Below are 17,357 nucleotides of genomic sequence, written 5' to 3' on the forward strand. Positions count from 1 at the left end.
GGGGGGGATTTCACGTGGCGCGCAGAGGCGGAAGCATCAAGAAGTTCTCCAGGGTCCAGGTGCTCTTCCACTGGCTCTACAGCGGCTCGTGGATCATCCTCGCCCTCACGGGCATCGCCTTCCTGTGGCGCGGGGACCCCACGGAGCCGGCCGCGGGCCTGGGCCCGCTCCTGCAGGGCAGCGTCGGGCAGACGCTCCGGCTCGTCCACCGGGTCGCCGCCATCGGGCTCATGACCTCGCCCCTGGTGTGGCTCCTGGGCGACCCGAAATCCGTGTGGCCTGACCTGAAGGAACTCTTCAGCTTCGGCAAGAATGACCTGAAGTACATGCTGATCGCCCCGCTCTACTACACCACCGGCAGGGGCCAGCTGCCGCCGCAGGGCAAGTTCAACGGGGGCCACAAGGTCAACTTCTACGTGGTCTTCACCACCTACTTCACCTTCATCGGCTCCGGCCTGGTGATGTGGTTCGGCCGGGGCGCGGTGAGTGACCAGGCGTTCCACACGGCCCAGCTCATCCACTCGCTCAGCTTCTGGCTGGGGTCGGGCCTGTTCCTGCTCCACCTGTACCTGACCGCCATCCACCCGTTCACCCGCCGCTCGCTCTCGGCCATGGTCGACGGCTGGATGGAACTCCAGTACGCCAGGCTGGATCACAGCGAGTGGGTCGAGCGGGAGGTGCGCAGCGGCACCGCCCAGATTCGGGACGCCGAGCGGCCGGCCGCGGCGCGCTGACCGCGGCTCGCAGGCCAGGCCAGCAAAACAGTGGCCCACGCCGCCCCCAGCGCGCTGGGGGCGGTTTCACCTTCACCGCGGGGCTCTTGCCCGATCAGGAGGGAGTAGATGATGCAGTCGCTGGAGTTCCTGCGCGCCTGGCGCGAGCGGGCGCGCCGCTGGGAGGGACAGCTGCCCGAACCTGAGCGCCTTCCGCCTGCAGCCGAGGCCGAGGCCGCCCTCAATCGAGGCGAGCCGCTGATCAACCTGGTAGAGCCGCCCATCGACCCCGACCGCTTCGCCGCCATGCTGACGGAACTGGCCGCCCTCTATGCCGAGGGCCGGGACGAGGCCCGCCCCCTGGCCGAGGGGCTGGCCGCGGCCTCACCCGCCCAGCGCCGCGAGCTGGCGGAGGCCCTGCTGAGCGGCGGCGACGCAGCGGCCTGGGCGGACCGCCTGGGCGTCGAGGAGGACATGCTGCTGGCCCTGGGCGGCCTGGCCCTGCAGCCCTTCATGGCCCGCTTCGCCCGGGCGCTGCGCTCCATCGCCCCCCTGCGGGGGTGGCGGCGCATCCAGTGCCCGGTGTGCGGCGCCGCGCCCGACCTTTGCCGCATCGACCCCGACAACATCCGCCACCTGCACTGCCCGCAGTGCGACACGCAGTGGGAGCACCACCGGCTCACCTGCGCCGTCTGCGGCACCGACGACGTGCGCCAGGTCAGCATCCTCACCCTGGCCGAGCTGGAGCCGTGGCGGGTGGAGGTCTGCGACCGCTGCGGCGGCTACATCAAGACCCTGGACCAGCGGCACGGCGGCCACCTGGCCATGCCCCAGATCGACCTCTATCTCGAAGATGCCCGCACCCTGCAGCTGGACCTGCTGGCCGAGCAGGAGGGGTACAGGCGGGGAGGGCGCGCCCAGTGACGCACCTCCTCACCGAACCGTCCCAGCAGGGGCGCGAGGGCCTGGACGCCTACCGGGCGCGCGGCGGCTACGCCGGGCTTCTTGAGGCGCGGGCGCGGGGCGGCGCCTGGATCCTGGAGCAGGTGGCGGAGGCAGGCCTCAGGGGCCGGGGCGGCACCGGCGACGGCCGCCCCATCGGCCAGAAATGGCAGCGGGTCGCGGCAGCCCAGGTACGCGAGCGGTTCGTGGTGGCCAACGGCGCCGAGTCACAGGCCGTCAGCCAGAAGGACCGGCACCTGCTCAGCCGCTTCCCCCACCGGGTGCTGGAGGGGCTGCTGATCGCCGCCGCGGCCCTGGGCGCCCGGCAGGCTTGGCTGTATGTGCGAGGAGACTCGCCGGAGGCCCTGGCCGGGGCACGGGAAGCAGTGGCAGAGGCGGAAGCTGCCGGCCTGCTGGCCGGGGTGACGGTGACGGTGCAGCCCTCGGCGCCCACGGCGGTGTCGGGGGAGGAGACCGCCATTCTGGATGCCCTGGAAGGGCTGGAGGGCTACCCCCAGCCGAAGCCGCCCAGGCCCGAGGAGATCGGCCTGAGGGGTCGGCCGACCCTGGTGCAGAACGTGGAGAGCCTGGCGGCCGTGGCCGCGCTGTTCCGGCTGGGGCCGGCCCGCATCCGGTCCGCGGGCACCCGCACCTGCCCGGGCACCGCCCTCTTCACCGTCACCGGCGCCGTGGAGAGCCCGGGCGTGTACGAGGTGCCCCACGGCACCCTGCTGGCGGAGTTGCTGACTCGGGCCGGGGCGCCGCCCCGGGAGGAGATCCTGGCCGTGCTGCCCGGCGGGCTGGGCTCCGGGCCGCTCAGACCCGACGAGCTGGACGTGCCCCTCACCTACGAGGACCTGGTGGCCCTGGGCACCACCATGGGCACCTCCGCGGTGATCGTCTTCCGCAAGGCTGACGCGTCGCTGCCCGCCCTGGTGCGGGAGAACGTGGCCCTGCTGGGCCAGGGCTCCTGCGGCCAGTGCCGGGGCTGCAAGGAGGGCCATCGGGAACTCTCGCGCGCCCTGGAGGCGGGTGATCTGGCCGAGGCCCGTCGGCGGGCCGAGGTTCTGCTCCACGGGCGGGGCAACTGCGCGCTGCCCTCCGGGACGGCCCGCTTCGCGCTGCGGGCCCTGCAGGAGTTCCCTGCCGCCGACTGGCAGTAGTGCCAACGCACCGGGGTCTACGTGCCGGCATACCGCGCGGCAAGCAGATGGGTCCGCGGATTCCTGCGGTTCCACAGTACGGAAGTCCCGGCGGTCTATGGCGCAAGCAGACAGATAGAATTGAGCCGTTATGTGACTACCTCCGCAACGGGCCCGGGGTGTAAGCTGAAGGTGGATCACCAGCAACCCGGGTGCCGGAGAGTGGAGGGAGGACCATGCTCAGGCAGACACACCGCGAGTACCTGAGGGCGTTCCGGAGAAGCACATGGCTCACACGGCTCAACCTGCTCTACCTGGCGGTGGTGCCTGCCTTCCTGGTGGGCTCCCTGATCTACCTGGTCTGGGTTTACCTGACGGTCTAGGGTGTAGGGCCTGTCCTGCAGGGCTGGCCGGAAACAGGGGTTGGAAGACCCCGGGGCTGACTCTCTGCCCCGGGGTCTTTCTGTGCGTCTCTAGTACTGGCCCTGGCCCTGCCCGGCCATGCCGGACTGGTTCTGGTTCTGGTTCTGGTTCTGGTTCTGGTTCTGGTTCCGATTCCGGTTGCGGGCCGCCTGGTTCGGGCCGCCCGCCTGGTTCTGCATGCCGTCCATCGGCGCAGTCGCTCCGGCCCCTGCGCCTGCACCTGCCTGCGCGCGCGAATTAGCCTTCCGATCTTCTGCCATGACTGTGCCCCTTTCGCTACTTGGTTCGGGCTTACTATGCGTCGGGACCAGCCCGCTTATGCGCCGAACCAAAAGCGCGTCCCCGCCACCGCCTACCGCAGCTTCCGCTCCAGGTACGAGCAGAGCGCCGCGGCGAACTCTTCGGGGCGTTCCTTCTGCGGCCAGTGCTTGCACCCCTCCATCAGATACAGCTCACAATCGGGAATCCGTTTGCTCGCCGCGATAGCCCCCTGCACGGGCACGGCGGGATCCCCGGTGCCGTGAACGAGGAGGGTGGGCGCCTGGATAGACTCCAGCTGACCAAACAGGTCAGTCCGCACGCCGGTGGGTGTGATCTCGCTCCGCTGAAAAGAGACGAAGGGCCAGCCTGCGCCAGGCTCGGCCATGGCCTTCTGCACCTTGGTCACCAGGTCGTCGGTCACCTTGGCGGGATCCCCGAAGAGGCTGTAGCTCAACGTCCACTTGATGAATGACGGGTACCTAGCCGTCCAGGCATACATGTTCTCGTTGAGTTTCGTCCGGGTATACCAATAGGTGAGGCGGTGCCAGGGCAGGCGGTCGAACAGGCCCCACGCACAGACGGGTACCAGCGCCTTGATAAGATCCGGGTGCTTCAGGGCCATGTTGAAACATATTCCACCCCCCAGCGAGAGGCCGACCAGGACAACAGGTTCGCGCGCGAACGCGCCGATAACCCCCCTGGCAACGCTGGTGTAGAACGCCAGCGAGTACTCGCCGGCATACCGATCGCTCGCGCCGTACCCGGGCAGGTCCGGCGCGATCACCCGGTATCGGTGTGCGAGCAGGGGAATGACCTCGGCCCACGAGAGCAGCGCCGAATCCACGCCGGCGCCGTGCAGCAGGATGATCGTCTCGGGACCGCTGCCGGCGCAGTAACAGGTGATCCCCAGGCCATCGACGGTGATCCGCCTTGTCTCAAACCCGTGTGCCATGCGTTACCGCCTCCTACTGTCTCCCGGCGCCGGCTGCCGCGGGCACCGAAACCGTTCTTCCTGCAAACAGTTCGTTCTGCGCACAATCCGATCCTGCTGCGCATCTCAGGGCGCTCCATCCCTACCGCACCACGCACGTCCCCGGCGGCGTCTTAATACCAAACAGCCCGTGTAACTGGGGAGGGGTGTGTGTGCCGGTCATTTCGCCGGAACGGTTCGCGACAGGGCTCACGTGGGGGGAGTACCTGGCCGGGGCGACGGAGCACAAGGAGCGTCGCCAGGAGGTCTACGAGGCCGTCACCTTCACGGCGGAGCAGCGCGCGGCCCTCGAGCGGCTGCGCCCGCTGGAGCTGAAGGTGCTGGTGCTCGAGGAGTACTGGTGCGGCGACGCCGCCCGGACGGGCCCGCTGCTGGCCCGGTTTGCGGAGGAGGCGGGCATGGAGGCGCGCTGGTTCTTCCGCGACCAGAACCTGGACATCATGGACCAGTACCTGGAGAACGGAACGTCCCGCGCCATCCCCTGTTTCGTCTTCATGGACCGCGATCTGGAGTACCTCACGCACTGGGGGAGCCGCCCCCGTGCCGTAAAGGAGGCGGTGCGGCACCTGCTCCCGCTGCCGCCCCAGGGGGACCCGGCCCGCCCGGCGGCCTTCGAGCGCTTCGTGGCGGCGCTCTCCGCGGCCTACGACCAGGTGATGCCGCACGGGGTGGTTGACGAGTTGCTCGAATACGTGAACGGGGCCCTGAAGTAGGGCCGTGCCGCACGCCGGCGACGGGCCGGCGCACACGGACGCAGGGACCAGGCGACTGCCGCCTGGTCCCTGCGCGCTTGCCTATGAACGTCTCTCGAGCACTTCGGGATTGACGGGCGTCGGCGGCGTGCCGCCGATGACGCCGGCCACCAGGTTCTCGGCTGCCAGCGTCGCCATGCGCACGCGGGTGGCGATGCTGGCGCTGCCGGCGTGCGGACAGGCCACGACGTTGTCCAGGCTCAGGAGCGGGTGGTCGACGGGGACCGGGTCCGTCTCGAAGACGTCCAGCCCGGCGGCCCAGATCTGCCCCGTCTTCAGGGCGTCGTACAGCGCCGCCTCGTCCACGACGCCGCCCCGTGCGGTGTTGACCAGCACAGCGGTGGGCTTCATCAGGCCCAGCTCCCGCCTGCCGATCATCCCGCGGGTCTCAGGGGTCAGGTTGACGTGCAGGGAAACGAAGTCCGACTCCCGGAGCAGGTCGTCCAGGGCGCGGTACTCCGCCCCCAGCTCCGCCTCGGCGGGGATCGGCTTCACATCATAATACAGCACCTTCATGTTGAAGCCCCGGGCGCGCCGGGCCACCGCCTGCCCGATGCGGCCGAAACCCACCACGCCCAGCGTGGCGCCGAACACATCCTGACCGGTCATGAACATCGGGGACCAAATCTTCCACCCGCCGGCCCGCACCAGCCTGTCGCCCTCGGGTATACGGCGGGCGGCGGCCAGCATCAGGCCCCAGGCGAGGTCGGCCGAGGTCTCGGTGAGCACGCCCGGCGTGTTGGTCACCAGCACGCCGCGCGCCGTGCAGTCGGCCACGTTGATGTTGTCGGTATTCACATTCTGCGGCGATCAGTTTCACGGCTTCGTCGGGAATGCGGCGCGTGATGTACACCCTGGGCTTCACAGGCCTCGCCCCTTTCTGTACATGAGGGCCAAACGGACCTTTCCGCCACGGCCCCTGCTCCTGAATCCGTTGCTGCATGAAGGTACGCCAGTGCCAAAATTTGCTCTGAGACTACTATAACATTTCAGCCCGCCGCGGGAACATGGCGGGTGGCGGGCCGCGATCACGCGATTCTTTGGAGCAGGGATTTTGCGACTTTTGTAAAACTAAGACCTTAGAGCTCTTCTCACCCGACGCGACACAGCGAGGAGGGTGACCATGCAGCAGGGCAGACGCGGCTTTTCCTGGGAAATGATCGGAGACCTGGCACTGGGACGCCCCAACTTGGGACCCACCACCCGGCTGGAGATCTATCGGCTCATGCAGTTCAGTCTGCGCCATGTGCTGGAGGAGCAGTTGGGCACGGAGATGGCCGACCGGCTGTTCCGGGAGGCCGGAAAGACCGCAGGCCAGGCGTTTGCCGACCGGCTGCTGGGGCCGCTGACGTCGCTCTCAGACTACGTGCGCAGGCTGCAGACCACCTTCCGTGAGTACGGCATCGGAATCGTGCGCATTGAGGAGGCCGACCTGTCGAAGGGCCGGTTCGTGTTCACCGTTGAAGAAGACATGGACTGCTCGGGCCTGCCCGAGATGGACATGGAGATCTGCAAGTTCGACGAGGGTTTCCTCGCCGGCATCCTCGAACGTTCCACGGGCCGCCCGTACCGGGTGACCGAGGTGGACTGCTGGTGCACGGGGGAGCGGATCTGCCGGTTCGTCGCTGAGGTGGTGACGGAGCCATGACCGACACCCCCTCGCTGGATCAGGCTGTGGAAGCGCTGCACAGGGTGCTTTCCGATCCCCAGGCCAGCCCGCTGCCGCCGCCCGAGCTGCGGGGCCACCCGGGGTTCACCACCCTCTACCAGGAGCTGAGCGCCCTGCGCACCCACCTGACGCACATCTGCCACGGCGACCTGAGCCACACCATACACGAGCGGGGGCCGCTCTCGAGCTGCCTGAAGTCGCTGCAGGCGAGGCTCCGCCACCTGACCTGGCAGGTGCAGATGATTGCGGCCGGCGACTTCACGCAGCGCGTGGAGTTCCTCGGGGAGTTTTCCACGGCGTTCAACCAGATGACCGAGGCCCTCGCCCGGGCGAAGACCGACCTGGAGCGGAGCGAGGCGCGCTACCGCCTGCTCGCCGAGCACGCGGCGGACGTGATCGTCACGCTCGATCGCGAGGGGCGGTTTGTCTACGTCAGCCCCTCCGTCTTTAACCTGCTCGGTTACACGCCAGAGCAGCTGACCGGCCGCCCCCTCTCCGACATCACCGCACAGGAGGGATGTCCCCGCCCCGGCACGGTGGTCGAGCTGACCATCCGCCGTCAGGACGGTTCGACCCGGTGGGCGGAGGTCAGCACCGCCGCCCTGCCGGAGGACCCCGGCGACGGGGCGGTGCTGGTCTGCGTCTTCCGCGATATCTCGGAACGGAAGCGGCTCGAGACCGATTTGAAGCAGTTGGCCACCACCGACGGTCTGACCGGGGCCTACAACCGGCGCTTCTTCGTCGAGATCTGCCAGCAGGAGCTGCTGCAGGCCGGCCGCCGCTTCCGCCCCACCTCCCTGCTTCTCATGGACATCGACCACTTCAAGCGGGTCAACGACCGCTTCGGCCACGCCGCCGGCGACCAGGTGCTGCGCCGGGTCGTAGAGACCGGCCGCAGCACGCTGCGGTCCGAGGACGTGATCGGCCGCATCGGCGGCGACGAGTTTGCCGTGCTCTTGCCCTCCACCACCCTGGAGCAGGCCGCGAAGGTGGCGGAGCGGCTCCGCTCGACCTACGAGCAGCTGGCAGTTCCGACGCGCAGCGGCACCGTCACGTTCACGGTGAGCTGCGGCGTGGCCGAGTGGAAACCGCACTTTCAGACGGTGGAGGAGCTGCTCCAGCGGGCCGACTGTGCCCTGTACATGGCGAAGAACGCCGGCCGCAACTGTGTCCGTACGGAGGAGGCATGTCCCGGCCGGTCATAGCAGGATCCAGAGGCGCGAGGCCGAAACTGTACTCTGCTAAAGTGTAAACGGGAGGCAGTAAATGTGGTCGGTCTCGGCACCCTGGCAAATGTAGGCGCAGTTCTTCTGGGAGGGGCCCTGGGGAGCCTGGTGATCCCGCAGGTGCCCGAGGCGATGCGCACGAGCACCATGAAGGCCCTGGGCCTCGCCGTGGTGCTCATCGGCTTGAAGATGGCCTGGGAGACCCAGAGCATCCTGCTCGTGGTGGTCTCGCTGGCGCTGGGGACGATGCTGGGGGAGTGGCTGCAGATCGAGGACCGGCTGCAGGCATGGGCGAAGCGGCTGGAGCGCTGGCCCATCACCCAGCGGGGCGGCTTCGCGAAGGGCTTCGTGCAGGCCTCGCTGCTGTTCTGCACGGGCGCTATGGCCATCACCGGCGCCCTGGAGGACGGCCTGCGCGGCGACCCTTCCATCCTCTACGCCAAGTCCATCCTGGACGGCGTGGCCTCCATCATGTTCGGCTCGGTGATGGGCGTCGGCGTCATGTTCGCGGCGATTCCCGTGCTCGTCTACCAAGGGCTGCTCACCTTGGGCGCCTCGGCCATCAGCGGGTTTCTCACGGAGGGGATGATCCGGGAGATCAGCGCCACCGGCGGCCTCATGGTGGCGGCGATCGGCTTCAACCTCATGGGCGCGGCAGAGATCCGCATCGGCAACCTGCTGCCGGGGCTGGTCATCGTGGCTGTGCTCGCGGGGGTGTTCCTGTAGCGCGGGCTGCTGCAAAGCCGGGTGCGGCGTGTCCGCACCCGGCTTTAGGTGTGTCTGCGCCTCTGTGCTGCACTGCGCGCCCTCCACCTCAACCCTTCTCACATCACCTGGCAGATGATCACAGCGCCGCCCAACTGCGGCCATTTGCGACTTCTCCCCCACGCCAGGTCGAAATCCGCCGTACTTCTCCCATGCTCACTCCGTGAGCGGCAGAGGAAGGCAAGCAAGGAACAAGCGGATCATGAGAGGCGTCGTCGGCGTCCTGGGTGCTGACAGCGCCGTTCCCGAGCATGAACGAGCGCCAGCACGCCCACAGCTGATGGGCCAGCCCTGAGATCATCCAGGAAATCCTTGATGGCAAACTGAAAGACCACCTTCCCAAGAAAGGTGGTCACCTTCTTCAGAAAAGGAGGTCGCCACGCCCACCCGAGAAAGGCAGGCGTGGCGGTGTCCCTTGTGGCTGTATGTCTTGGAGCTGGCGACAGGAATCGAACCTGCAACCGCCTGATTACAAATCAGGTGCTCTGCCAGTTGAGCTACGCCAGCGTAACGCAGCGCTTATCATAGCACATTTCGCGCCCAGTTGCAATCCGACTGCGATGTACGGAGGGCTGGTGCCCTCCTGGTCGGGCTAGCAGCCGCAAGCCTTGCGGCGCCCGAAGATGGGTAGTGCCGGCGTTTGTATCGGCGGTGTGTTGATCGTGGCGATGCAGGGCGGGTGCCCCGGCAGGATCTTCTTCACCGGACAGCTGACCACGTTGATGGCCTGGCCGGGCGTGCGGAAGCTGACAGGGGTGCAGTCAACGGTCACGCTGCCGATCGGGATGAGACGCCGCCTGCGCCGACGCCGCCGGCGGCCCCGGCCCCAGTCCCCATCCCAGTCGTCCCAGTCGTGCCGATCGTGCCGATCGTGCCGGTCGTGCCCGTGGCCGCTCCGGTCCCGGCCGCTGCAGCCGCAGTCCCGGTCATCCTCCAGGTCAGTGCACAGGTCGGAGAACCGGTCGCCGTCGTCATGCCATGTCATCCTCTCCCCTCCTTCCCTCCTTCCAGCGTATGACAGACGCCCCGGCCTTGACATAAAAGAAAAAGGCCGCCGCTGCGGCCTAATCGCGCCCTCTCTCCAATCCCTGATTGCGGTTCTCCAGGTACCGCTCCAGCTTCCGCTTGACCCGCTGCAGAGCGTTGTCGATCGACTTCACATGCCGATTCAGTTCTACGGCAATCTCGTGGTACGACTTGCCATCGAGGTAGCTCATCAGCACCTTCCATTCCAGGTCGCTGAGGATCTCCTCCATCTTCCCCTCGATGTCCCCGAACTCCTCACGGCTGATGATCAGCTCCTCGGGGTCCGTCACCTTGGAGCCCGAGATCACATCCAGCAGGGTTCGGTCGGAGTCGTCGTCGTAGATCGGCTTGTTCAACGACACGTAGGAGTTAAGGGGGATGTGCTTCTGGCGCGTGGCCGTCTTAATGGCGGTAATAATCTGCCGGGTAATGCAGAGTTCTGCAAACGCACGGAACGAGGAGAGCTTGTCCGCCCGAAAGTCCCGGATGGCCTTGTAAAGGCCGATCATGCCTTCCTGCGTGATATCATCACGGTCGGCACCGATCAGAAAGTAGGAGCGAGCCTTGGCCCGCACGAAGTTCTTGTACTTATTAATAAGATACTCCAGCGCCTCCGTCGACCCCTCACGGGCGAACTCCACAATTTCTTCGTCCATCATGGAGTCGTAGTCGTGATACACGCGCTGCGGTGTCGCCGTCATGAGCCGTCCCCCTCTCAATTCAATCCTAACACAACTGAAGACTACGTTTGATTACGGCGACTACCCAACGGCTGTCGCTGCACCTATGTTCCGGATTGGAAGAGCGGCCCTTTTCACCCCTTGTCCGTCTGTGACACTCCTATCCCGGATTATACTCGTTGGCGCGAGATAACGTCAAGGCAACACGCCCGGTAAACTGCCCCGTCAGCCTGACTTTTCGGCGAACCGCAGCAGGGTTTTCTCTCGCGATGTCGAATAGGTGTGGGTAACGCCTTTATCTTTTTGCTGGCTAAAATATTGTCTTATCACAAACGGGTGGCCGCCGCGCGGCCACCCGCCTTTTATTCGCCGGTGCCCACGCGCACCCGCCCGGGCTTGGGCAGGTAGACGTCGTGGGAGACCAGCTCCCGCCGGGCATCCGGGCCGTCGCCCGTCACCCGGTATATGCGCACCTCGACGCCGAAATACCCCTCATCCTCCACCACCCGCCGGCCCCGGGGGAGCCCCGGGTCTGCCACCTCCACCAGATCCGGCGGCAGGAAGCGCAGGTACTCCTCCTCCAACCGGATGGGCCCCCCGGCGGGAGGGCGGGTGCTGTGCAGGATCACCTCCACCCGCGGCACGTCCCCGGGCGTCACCCGGGCGACGATCCGCACCGGGCCCTCCAGGCTGTTGCGGAAGCGGAAATCCAGCTGCCCCCAGACCACGGTGGCGTCGCGCCCGGGGCCCACGTACTGCAGCGGGCGGTCGTGGTGGTAGCGCTCCTCCACCTTGAGGCCGGCCAGCAGCACGGCGTTGTAGAGCGTCGACGTGACCTGGCAGATGCCCCCGCCGTAGCCCAGCACGTACTCACCCTGGTAGATCTCATTCGCCAGCGCCCAGCCGTGCGCGGGGTCCCGCGGGCCGACCACCTGGTTGAACGAGAAGACCTCGCCGGGCTGCAGCACAGTCCCGTCGATGCGGGCGGCCGCCAGGGCGACGTTCCGCACCCGCCCCGGCTCCAGGTTCACGATGGGCGTCTGGAACCGCGCGAGAACAAAGCCCTGCTCCCGGGCAGGAGCTTGCACGTGCTCATGAGCGGCCGGTGCCCGCTCCCGGGCAGCAGCGGGCCTGGCTGCCCCCGGGCAGGCAGCCCACAGCGCCACGAACAGAAGCAGGGCCGCCCGGATCCGGCGGCCCGCGATCGTGCGGCGGCGGATGGCTGTTCCCCCTCTTCTCAGACCTGGGCGCTGCGCTGGCGGCGAATCTCGTAGAGCAGAATGGCCCCGGCCACCGCGGCGTTCAGCGACGTCACGTGGCCCAGCATGGGCAGGCGCACCGTGAAATCGCACTTCTCGCCGACCAGCCGGCTCATGCCCCTGCCTTCACTGCCGATGACCACCGCCAGCGGCCCGGTGAGCCGGGCTTCGTAGTAGAGGTCATCGGCGTCCTGGTGGGTGCCCACCACCCAGTAGCCCCGCTCCTTTAGCGCATCCAGGGTCCGGGCGATGTTGGTCACCCGGGCCACCGGCACGTACTCCACGGCGCCGGCAGACACCTTGGCCACCGTCTCGGTCAGCCCCACGGCCCGGCGCTCCGGAATGATCACACCGTGCACGCCTGCGGCGTCGGCGGTGCGCAGGAGCGAGCCCAGGTTCTGCGGATCCTCGATGCCGTCCAGGACGAGGAGCAGGCCATCCTCGCCCGAGGTGGCCGCCCGCTCCAGCACCTCGTCCAGGTCGTAGTAGCGTTGCGCAGCGGCGAGCGCGATAACCCCCTGGTGATTCCGGCCCCGGGCCATGGCGTCCAGCCGCTCCCGGGCCACCTCCTGCACGATGATCCCCTGGCGCCGCGCCAGCGCCACGACCTCCCGGATCGAGCCCTCGCGGGCCCCTTTGGCCACCAGGATCCGGTTGATCGTGCGTCCGGACCGCAGCGCCTCCAGCACGGGGTTCCGTCCTTCGATCTGTCCAGACACGGGCTCAGTCTCCTTCGGGTTCAGTCTGCCCGCCCCGATCCGCGCGGATGTGCCGCCCGGCGGTAGTGTTCGACCACGAAGTCGTACGGATTCGCCGTATCCCGCGGGTACGCCGTCCGCCCGATGAGCTCCCATTCCGCCTCCGCCCACTCGGGAAAGAAGGCGTCGCCCCCGAAGTCGTGGTCGATGCGGGTGAGGATCATCTCGTCCGCGTGCGGCAGAAGCTGCCGGTACAGATCGGCGCCGCCGATCACATACAGCGGCCGGGAATCCTGCAGCACCTCGGCCAGGCTGTGGCGCACCTCGCAGCCGGGGGCCCGGAAGTCCGGGTCCCGGGTCAGCACGATGTTGGTCCGGCCCTTCAGCGGGCCGCCGATCGACTCGTAGGTCTTCCGCCCCATCACCACCACCTTGCCCATGGTGGTGCGGCGGAAGTGGCGCATGTCGGCCGGCAGGCGCCAGGGCAGGCGGCCATCGCGGCCGATCACCCGGTTGCGGTCCATCGCCGCCACGAGGATGATCATGTCGACAGCTCCCCGCGGATCGGCGGGTGGTGCTTGTAGTCCACCAGCTTGATGTCGTCCATGGTGAACTGGTCGATCTCCCTCACTTCCGGGTTCAGCCAGAGCTTCGGCAGCGGGTACGGCTCGCGGGTGAGCTGCAGCCGCACCTGATCCACCAGGTTGCGGTAGATGTGCACGTCGTTCAGATAATGGGTGAACGTGCCCACCTGCAGCCCGGTCACCTGCGCCACCATGTGCATCAGCAGCGCGTAGCTCGCGATGTTGAACGGCACCCCCAGGAACAGGTCGGCGCTGCGCTGCCACAGGGCCAGGTGCAGCTTGCCGTCCTTTACTTGGAACTGGAAGGGCCCGTGGCAGGGCGGCAGAGCCATGTCGTCCAGGTCGGCCACGTTCCAGGGGTTCACGATCAGGCGGCGGGAGTTGGGATTGGGCCGCTCGGGATCGACGGCGATCTGTCGAATCTGGTCGATAACCCAGGCGATCTGGTCGTACGTCTTCCCGTTGGCCCCCTCCCAGGCCCGCCACTGCTTGCCGTAGATGGGCCCGAGCACGCCGCCGTTGCGCGCGGCGTCCTTGTCCCAGATGTGGCAGCCCCGCTCGTGCAGAAACTCCAGGTCGGTGCGGCCCGCCAGGAACCAGAGCAGCTCCGCCTTCACGGAGTTGAAATACAGCTTCTTGGTGGTCAGGGCGGGAAACCCCTCCGCCAGATCGTGTTTCAGCATGCGCCCGAAAACGCCCACCGTGCCCATGCCAGTCCGGTTGGGCGTCCAGCGGCCCTCGCGAATCTCCTGCTCGTTCTCCTCCAGGATCTCCCGGCAGAGATTCAGGTATTGGATCTCGATGTTCAAGCCCCCAACCCCCCGCTCAGTAAACTTTCCCCTACTAGTTCCGTGAAGAGGCCCCCGGTTCCTCCGGGGGCCTGTGCAGAATCAGGGCAGACTACGGCTCACGCTCCACAAAGGCGGCGGCAGCCTGCAGGATTTCGGCCAGCCGCTCCTGCTGGCCGGCCAGGTGCAGGTAACCCAGCAGGGCCTCAAAGCCGGTGGAGGCGGCGTACTCCGCCGGATCGGCGGACTTCGGGGCCGCATGCCCCTTCGCATTGCGGCCCCGGCGCACCACGTCCTGCTCCTGCTGGCTGAGTTGGGGCATGAGGTGGGCCAGGATGGCCGCCTGGGCCGTTGCCCGCACGTAGCGCAGGGCGTGCCGGTGCAGGTCGTTCACCCGCACGTGGCCCAGCTCCAGCAGCCGTTCCCGCACGAAGGCCTCGTACAGGGCGTCGCCCAGGTAGGCCAGGGTCAGGGGCGGGAGGGTGAGAGGGTTCGCCAGCCTCATGCGCGCCTCCACCTGACGCCCTGCGGGGTGTCCTCAAGAATGATGCCCATGGCCTTCAGCTGGTCGCGGATCCGGTCGGCCTCCGCGAAGTTGCGGGCCTTCCGGGCCTCCTGCCGGGCGGCGATCAAGGCCTCGATCTCGGCGTCCAGCTCATCCTGCGCCTGTTCCCGCTCCAGGAGGCCCAGCACTCCGGCCAGCTCCCGGAGCAGGGCGAGGCCGCCCTCGGCCAACTCCTTCGCGGCGCCGGGCTTCACCCGGCTGTTGAGTTCCCGGCTCAGGTCGAAGATGACGGCCAGGCCCTCCGCCGTGTTGAAGTCGTCGTCCATGGCGGCGATGAACCGGTCGCGCGCGGTGGCGAGGTCAGCGAACTCCGCCTGCTCCTCCGCGTTCATTTCGGCGCGGGGCGCCGTGCGGGCCAGGTGCTCCAGGTTCGCGACGGTGTTGTAGAGCCGCTCCAGGGCCCGGCGGGTGTCATCCACCAGCTGGTCGCTGAAGGAGAGCTGGGTCCGGTAGTGCGCCGACAGCAAAAACATGCGGATCACTTCGCCGTCGTAGCGCTTCAGGATGTCCCGCACGGTGAAGAAGTTGCCCAGCGACTTGGACATCTTGGCGCCGTCGATCATCAGGTGGGCGTTGTGCATCCAGTACCGGGCGAAGGGCTTGCCCGTCACCGCCTCCGACTGCGCGATCTCGTTCTCGTGGTGCGGGAAGGTGAGGTCCTCCCCGCCGGCGTGGATGTCGATCGTGTCGCCCAGGTACTTCCGGGCCATGGCCGAGCACTCGATGTGCCAGCCGGGGCGGCCCGCTCCCCACGGCGCCGGCCAGGCCGGCTCTCCGGGCTTCTGGCCCTTCCACAGGGCGAAGTCGAACGGGTGCTCCTTGCGGTCGTCCGGATCGACCCGCTCCGACGCCCCGGCGACAAGTTCCTCCAAATTCTTGTGCGACAGCTTGCCGTAGTCGGGACTTGTCGTCACCCGGAAATACACGTCGCCGCCTTCGACAACGTAGGCATGGCCCTTGTCGATCAGTTGCTGAATCATGGCGATTTGCTCGTCGATGAGCTCGGTGGCCCGGGGATGGACGTCGGCGCGGCGCACTCCCAGGGCGCCGGCATCCGCAAAGTAGGCCTCAATCATCTCCTCGGCCAGTTCTGCGACGCTGATTCCCCGCTCCCGGGCGCGCTTGATCATGCGGTCGTCGATGTCGGTGAAGTTCTGGACGAAGGTCACCTCGAAGCCCCGGTACTCCAGGTACCGGCGAACGGTGTCGAATACGACGAAGTTGCGGGCGTTGCCGATGTGAAAGAAGTCGTAGACGGTCGGCCCGCAGTTGTAGAAGCGGACCTTGCCCGGCTCGATGGGGACGAAGTCCTCCTTCTTCCTGGTCAGGTCATTGTAGATGCGGATGCCCATGAGCCAAACCCTCCTGTGCTCTGCGCAGCGCGCGGTTCTCTTCCTCCAGCCGCTCGATGCGCTGGGTCAGCTTGTCGATCTGCCGCTGCATCTGGTCGAACATGTTCGCCACCGGGTCGGGCATGTGGATCATGTCCAGTTGGTCCGTGCGCACGCCGTTCTGCACGACGACCCGCCCCGGGTTGCCCACCACGGTGGAGTTGGGCGGAACCTCCCGCAGCACCACCGCGCCGGCGCCGATCCGGCTGTTGGCGCCCACCGTGAACGAGCCCAGAATGCGGGCGCCGGTGCCGATCACCACGCCGTCCTGAATCGTCGGGTGCCGCTTGCCCTTCTCCTTCCCGGTACCGCCCAGGGTCACGCCCTGGTAGATCGTCACGTTGTTGCCGACCTCCGCCGTCTCGCCGATGACGACGCCGGCGCCGTGGTCGATGAATACGCCCTCCCCGATCTTCGCGCCGGGGTGGATCTCAATCAGGGTGAAGAACCGGGAGATCTGCGAGATCACACGGGCCATCAGCTTGAAGTTGCGCCGCCAGAGCCAGTGTGCCACGCGGTGGGCCCAGATCGCCTTGAGGCCCGGATAGCAGAGGAGCACCTCCAGCACGGACCGCGCCGCCGGGTCCCGCTCCATGACAGCCTGAATGTCCCGACGAATCTGCTTCAGCACCTCGCTCCCTCCCCCGGAACAACTGAATGCCCGCCTCTGTTCGGCCAGAGGCGGGCACTACCCGCGGTTCCACTCTGATTGGGCGCACACAGGCGCCCCGCTCATTTCGGGTGCCAGCACACCCTGTGCCTGATAACGGTGGCCTTCCGTGGGCGCCTAGCGGCCGCGGCGCACCGGCCGCGCCCGTTCGGACCCCGGCTCCCGGGCGCATTTTCCCTGCGCTCGCCCGTCCTCCGCTTCCAGCCTGGGCGGTGGCTCTCTGTGCAGGCTCCTGCAGGTACTTCTCCCGTTCACTGCCTTTACGTTTGCTCTGATTTTACGGGGCAGCCTTCCAGATGTCAAGCCGGCGCATCCATATGTCAAGCCGGTGGATGGATCAGCGCTCGGCGATGAGGGCCACCGCGTAGGCCGCCATCCCCTCCTCGCGGCCGACAAAGCCCATGCGCTCGTTGGTCGTGGCCTTTATGCTGACCCGGCGCGGCTCCACGTCCAGCACGGCGCTGATCCGCTCCCGCATCGCCTCCACGTGGGGGCCGATCTTCGGCCGCTCGGCCACGACGGTGATGTCGCAGTTCACGGGCCGGTACCCCTCCGCGGCCAGCAGGGCAACCACCCGGCGGAGCAGCTCCAGGGAGTCGGCCCCCTCGTAAGCCGGGTCGGTCGGGGGGAAGTGCCGGCCGATGTCGCCCAGGCCGGCGGCGCCCAACAGGGCGTCCATCAGGGCGTGCAGCACCACATCCGCATCGGAGTGGCCCTCCAGCCCCCGCTCGCTGGGAATCGTCACGCCGCCCAGCACCAGCGGCCTCCCGGGGACCAGCCGGTGCACGTCGTAGCCGAAACCGATCAACATG

Annotated in this window: 21 protein-coding genes and 1 tRNA gene; 8 read left to right on the forward strand and 14 right to left on the reverse strand. The window is 67.5% G+C overall.

The window, feature by feature from the left end:
• Positions 1–14: 14 nt before the first annotated feature.
• The 4 genes from ACZ45O_RS12745 (at position 15) to ACZ45O_RS12760 (ending at position 3,180) form a co-directional block, all read left to right on the forward strand.
• The gene (locus ACZ45O_RS12745) at positions 15–734 is read left to right on the forward strand and encodes a formate dehydrogenase subunit gamma (protein ID WP_464853473.1); all 720 of its coding nucleotides are present in this window, start codon (positions 15–17) and stop codon (positions 732–734) included.
• A 108-nt stretch (positions 735–842) separates the two neighbouring features.
• The gene (locus ACZ45O_RS12750; protein WP_464853475.1) at positions 843–1,637 is read left to right on the forward strand and encodes a formate dehydrogenase accessory protein FdhE; all 795 of its coding nucleotides are present in this window, start codon (positions 843–845) and stop codon (positions 1,635–1,637) included.
• On the forward strand, positions 1,634–2,818 hold the full coding sequence (locus tag ACZ45O_RS12755) for an SLBB domain-containing protein (RefSeq protein WP_464853477.1): 1,185 nt from the start codon (positions 1,634–1,636) through the stop codon (positions 2,816–2,818). The genes ACZ45O_RS12750 and ACZ45O_RS12755 overlap by 4 nt, the downstream gene beginning before the upstream one ends.
• Before the next feature lie 215 nt (positions 2,819–3,033).
• Positions 3,034–3,180: a hypothetical protein gene (locus ACZ45O_RS12760; protein ID WP_464853478.1), complete on the forward strand. Its 147-nt coding sequence runs from the start codon at positions 3,034–3,036 to the stop codon at positions 3,178–3,180.
• 90 nt (positions 3,181–3,270) lie between these two features.
• On the opposite strand, the gene ACZ45O_RS12765 is transcribed toward ACZ45O_RS12760, so the two are convergent.
• The gene (locus ACZ45O_RS12765; RefSeq protein WP_464853480.1) at positions 3,271–3,408 is read right to left on the reverse strand and encodes a hypothetical protein; all 138 of its coding nucleotides are present in this window, start codon (positions 3,406–3,408) and stop codon (positions 3,271–3,273) included.
• 164 nt (positions 3,409–3,572) lie between these two features.
• Complete coding sequence (locus ACZ45O_RS12770) at positions 3,573–4,433, reverse strand: alpha/beta fold hydrolase (RefSeq protein ID WP_464853482.1); 861 nt, start codon at positions 4,431–4,433, stop codon at positions 3,573–3,575.
• A 191-nt stretch (positions 4,434–4,624) separates the two neighbouring features.
• Here ACZ45O_RS12770 and ACZ45O_RS12775 point away from each other — a divergent pair, with 191 nt between their 5' ends.
• Positions 4,625–5,185, forward strand: coding sequence for a thioredoxin family protein (locus ACZ45O_RS12775; RefSeq protein WP_464853484.1), 561 nt, complete (start codon positions 4,625–4,627; stop codon positions 5,183–5,185).
• A gap of 81 nt (positions 5,186–5,266) precedes the next feature.
• Here ACZ45O_RS12775 and ACZ45O_RS12780 read toward each other — a convergent pair whose 3' ends face one another.
• The gene (locus tag ACZ45O_RS12780) at positions 5,267–6,022 is read right to left on the reverse strand and encodes a 2-hydroxyacid dehydrogenase (protein WP_464853485.1); all 756 of its coding nucleotides are present in this window, start codon (positions 6,020–6,022) and stop codon (positions 5,267–5,269) included.
• Positions 6,023–6,347: 325 nt separating this feature from the next.
• On the opposite strand from ACZ45O_RS12780, the gene ACZ45O_RS12785 reads away from it, so the two are divergent.
• The 3 genes from ACZ45O_RS12785 to ACZ45O_RS12795 all read left to right on the forward strand — a co-directional run bounded on the left by ACZ45O_RS12785 (position 6,348) and on the right by ACZ45O_RS12795 (position 8,845).
• Complete coding sequence (locus ACZ45O_RS12785) at positions 6,348–6,872, forward strand: V4R domain-containing protein (protein ID WP_464853487.1); 525 nt, start codon at positions 6,348–6,350, stop codon at positions 6,870–6,872.
• A complete protein-coding gene (locus ACZ45O_RS12790; protein ID WP_464853489.1) occupies positions 6,869–8,098 on the forward strand; it encodes a sensor domain-containing diguanylate cyclase in 1,230 nt (409 codons plus the stop codon). The genes ACZ45O_RS12785 and ACZ45O_RS12790 overlap by 4 nt, the downstream gene beginning before the upstream one ends.
• A 63-nt stretch (positions 8,099–8,161) precedes the next feature.
• Positions 8,162–8,845, forward strand: coding sequence for a DUF554 domain-containing protein (locus ACZ45O_RS12795; protein ID WP_464853490.1), 684 nt, complete (start codon positions 8,162–8,164; stop codon positions 8,843–8,845).
• Positions 8,846–9,315: 470 nt separating this feature from the next.
• On the opposite strand, the gene ACZ45O_RS12800 is transcribed toward ACZ45O_RS12795, so the two are convergent.
• From ACZ45O_RS12800 to ispF, 11 genes are all read right to left on the reverse strand, one after another.
• Positions 9,316–9,391 (reverse strand) — tRNA-Thr (locus tag ACZ45O_RS12800).
• Between the two features lie 85 nt (positions 9,392–9,476).
• Positions 9,477–9,869 (reverse strand): hypothetical protein, encoded by a 393-nt coding sequence (locus ACZ45O_RS12805; protein WP_464853491.1) that lies wholly within the window; start codon positions 9,867–9,869, stop codon positions 9,477–9,479.
• A gap of 79 nt (positions 9,870–9,948) precedes the next feature.
• Positions 9,949–10,611 (reverse strand): RNA polymerase sporulation sigma factor SigH, encoded by a 663-nt coding sequence (sigH, locus tag ACZ45O_RS12810; RefSeq protein ID WP_464853493.1) that lies wholly within the window; start codon positions 10,609–10,611, stop codon positions 9,949–9,951.
• A 341-nt stretch (positions 10,612–10,952) separates the two neighbouring features.
• Positions 10,953–11,756, reverse strand: a complete 804-nt coding sequence (locus ACZ45O_RS12815) for a VanW family protein (protein WP_464853495.1) — start codon at positions 11,754–11,756, stop codon at positions 10,953–10,955.
• Between the two features lie 71 nt (positions 11,757–11,827).
• A complete protein-coding gene (gene rlmB / locus ACZ45O_RS12820) occupies positions 11,828–12,568 on the reverse strand; it encodes a 23S rRNA (guanosine(2251)-2'-O)-methyltransferase RlmB (protein ID WP_464853497.1) in 741 nt (246 codons plus the stop codon).
• Between the two features lie 20 nt (positions 12,569–12,588).
• On the reverse strand, positions 12,589–13,092 hold the full coding sequence (locus tag ACZ45O_RS12825; RefSeq protein ID WP_464853498.1) for a dihydrofolate reductase: 504 nt from the start codon (positions 13,090–13,092) through the stop codon (positions 12,589–12,591).
• On the reverse strand, positions 13,089–13,940 hold the full coding sequence (locus ACZ45O_RS12830) for a thymidylate synthase (protein WP_464853500.1): 852 nt from the start codon (positions 13,938–13,940) through the stop codon (positions 13,089–13,091). Before ACZ45O_RS12830 ends, ACZ45O_RS12825 begins: the two co-directional genes overlap by 4 nt.
• Positions 13,941–14,031: 91 nt before the next feature.
• Positions 14,032–14,424: a Mini-ribonuclease 3 gene (locus ACZ45O_RS12835; RefSeq protein WP_464853501.1), complete on the reverse strand. Its 393-nt coding sequence runs from the start codon at positions 14,422–14,424 to the stop codon at positions 14,032–14,034.
• Positions 14,421–15,830, reverse strand: coding sequence for a cysteine--tRNA ligase (gene cysS, locus ACZ45O_RS12840; RefSeq protein ID WP_464857747.1), 1,410 nt, complete (start codon positions 15,828–15,830; stop codon positions 14,421–14,423). Before cysS ends, ACZ45O_RS12835 begins: the two co-directional genes overlap by 4 nt.
• Positions 15,814–16,506 carry a serine O-acetyltransferase gene (gene cysE, locus ACZ45O_RS12845; RefSeq protein WP_464853503.1) on the reverse strand — a complete coding sequence of 231 codons (693 nt, stop codon included), beginning with the start codon at positions 16,504–16,506 and terminating at the stop codon, positions 15,814–15,816. Before cysE ends, cysS begins: the two co-directional genes overlap by 17 nt.
• A gap of 376 nt (positions 16,507–16,882) precedes the next feature.
• Positions 16,883–17,356, reverse strand: coding sequence for a 2-C-methyl-D-erythritol 2,4-cyclodiphosphate synthase (ispF, locus tag ACZ45O_RS12850; protein ID WP_464857749.1), 474 nt, complete (start codon positions 17,354–17,356; stop codon positions 16,883–16,885).
• Position 17,357 lies beyond the last annotated feature (1 nt).

Source organism: Symbiobacterium turbinis (assembly GCF_055383075.1).

Coding starts and splice junctions, on each gene's coding strand:
- ACZ45O_RS12835 (WP_464853501.1), bottom strand. CDS start 14,424: ATGAGGCTGGCGAACCCTCTCACCCTCCCGCCCCTGACCCTGGCCTAC.
- ACZ45O_RS12790 (WP_464853489.1), top strand. CDS start 6,869: ATGACCGACACCCCCTCGCTGGATCAGGCTGTGGAAGCGCTGCACAGG.
- ACZ45O_RS12750 (WP_464853475.1), top strand. CDS start 843: ATGATGCAGTCGCTGGAGTTCCTGCGCGCCTGGCGCGAGCGGGCGCGC.
- ACZ45O_RS12770 (WP_464853482.1), bottom strand. CDS start 4,433: ATGGCACACGGGTTTGAGACAAGGCGGATCACCGTCGATGGCCTGGGG.
- ACZ45O_RS12785 (WP_464853487.1), top strand. CDS start 6,348: ATGCAGCAGGGCAGACGCGGCTTTTCCTGGGAAATGATCGGAGACCTG.
- ACZ45O_RS12805 (WP_464853491.1), bottom strand. CDS start 9,869: ATGACATGGCATGACGACGGCGACCGGTTCTCCGACCTGTGCACTGAC.
- ACZ45O_RS12760 (WP_464853478.1), top strand. CDS start 3,034: ATGCTCAGGCAGACACACCGCGAGTACCTGAGGGCGTTCCGGAGAAGC.
- ACZ45O_RS12825 (WP_464853498.1), bottom strand. CDS start 13,092: ATGATCATCCTCGTGGCGGCGATGGACCGCAACCGGGTGATCGGCCGC.
- ACZ45O_RS12765 (WP_464853480.1), bottom strand. CDS start 3,408: ATGGACGGCATGCAGAACCAGGCGGGCGGCCCGAACCAGGCGGCCCGC.
- ispF (WP_464857749.1), bottom strand. CDS start 17,356: ATGTTGATCGGTTTCGGCTACGACGTGCACCGGCTGGTCCCCGGGAGG.
- sigH (WP_464853493.1), bottom strand. CDS start 10,611: ATGACGGCGACACCGCAGCGCGTGTATCACGACTACGACTCCATGATG.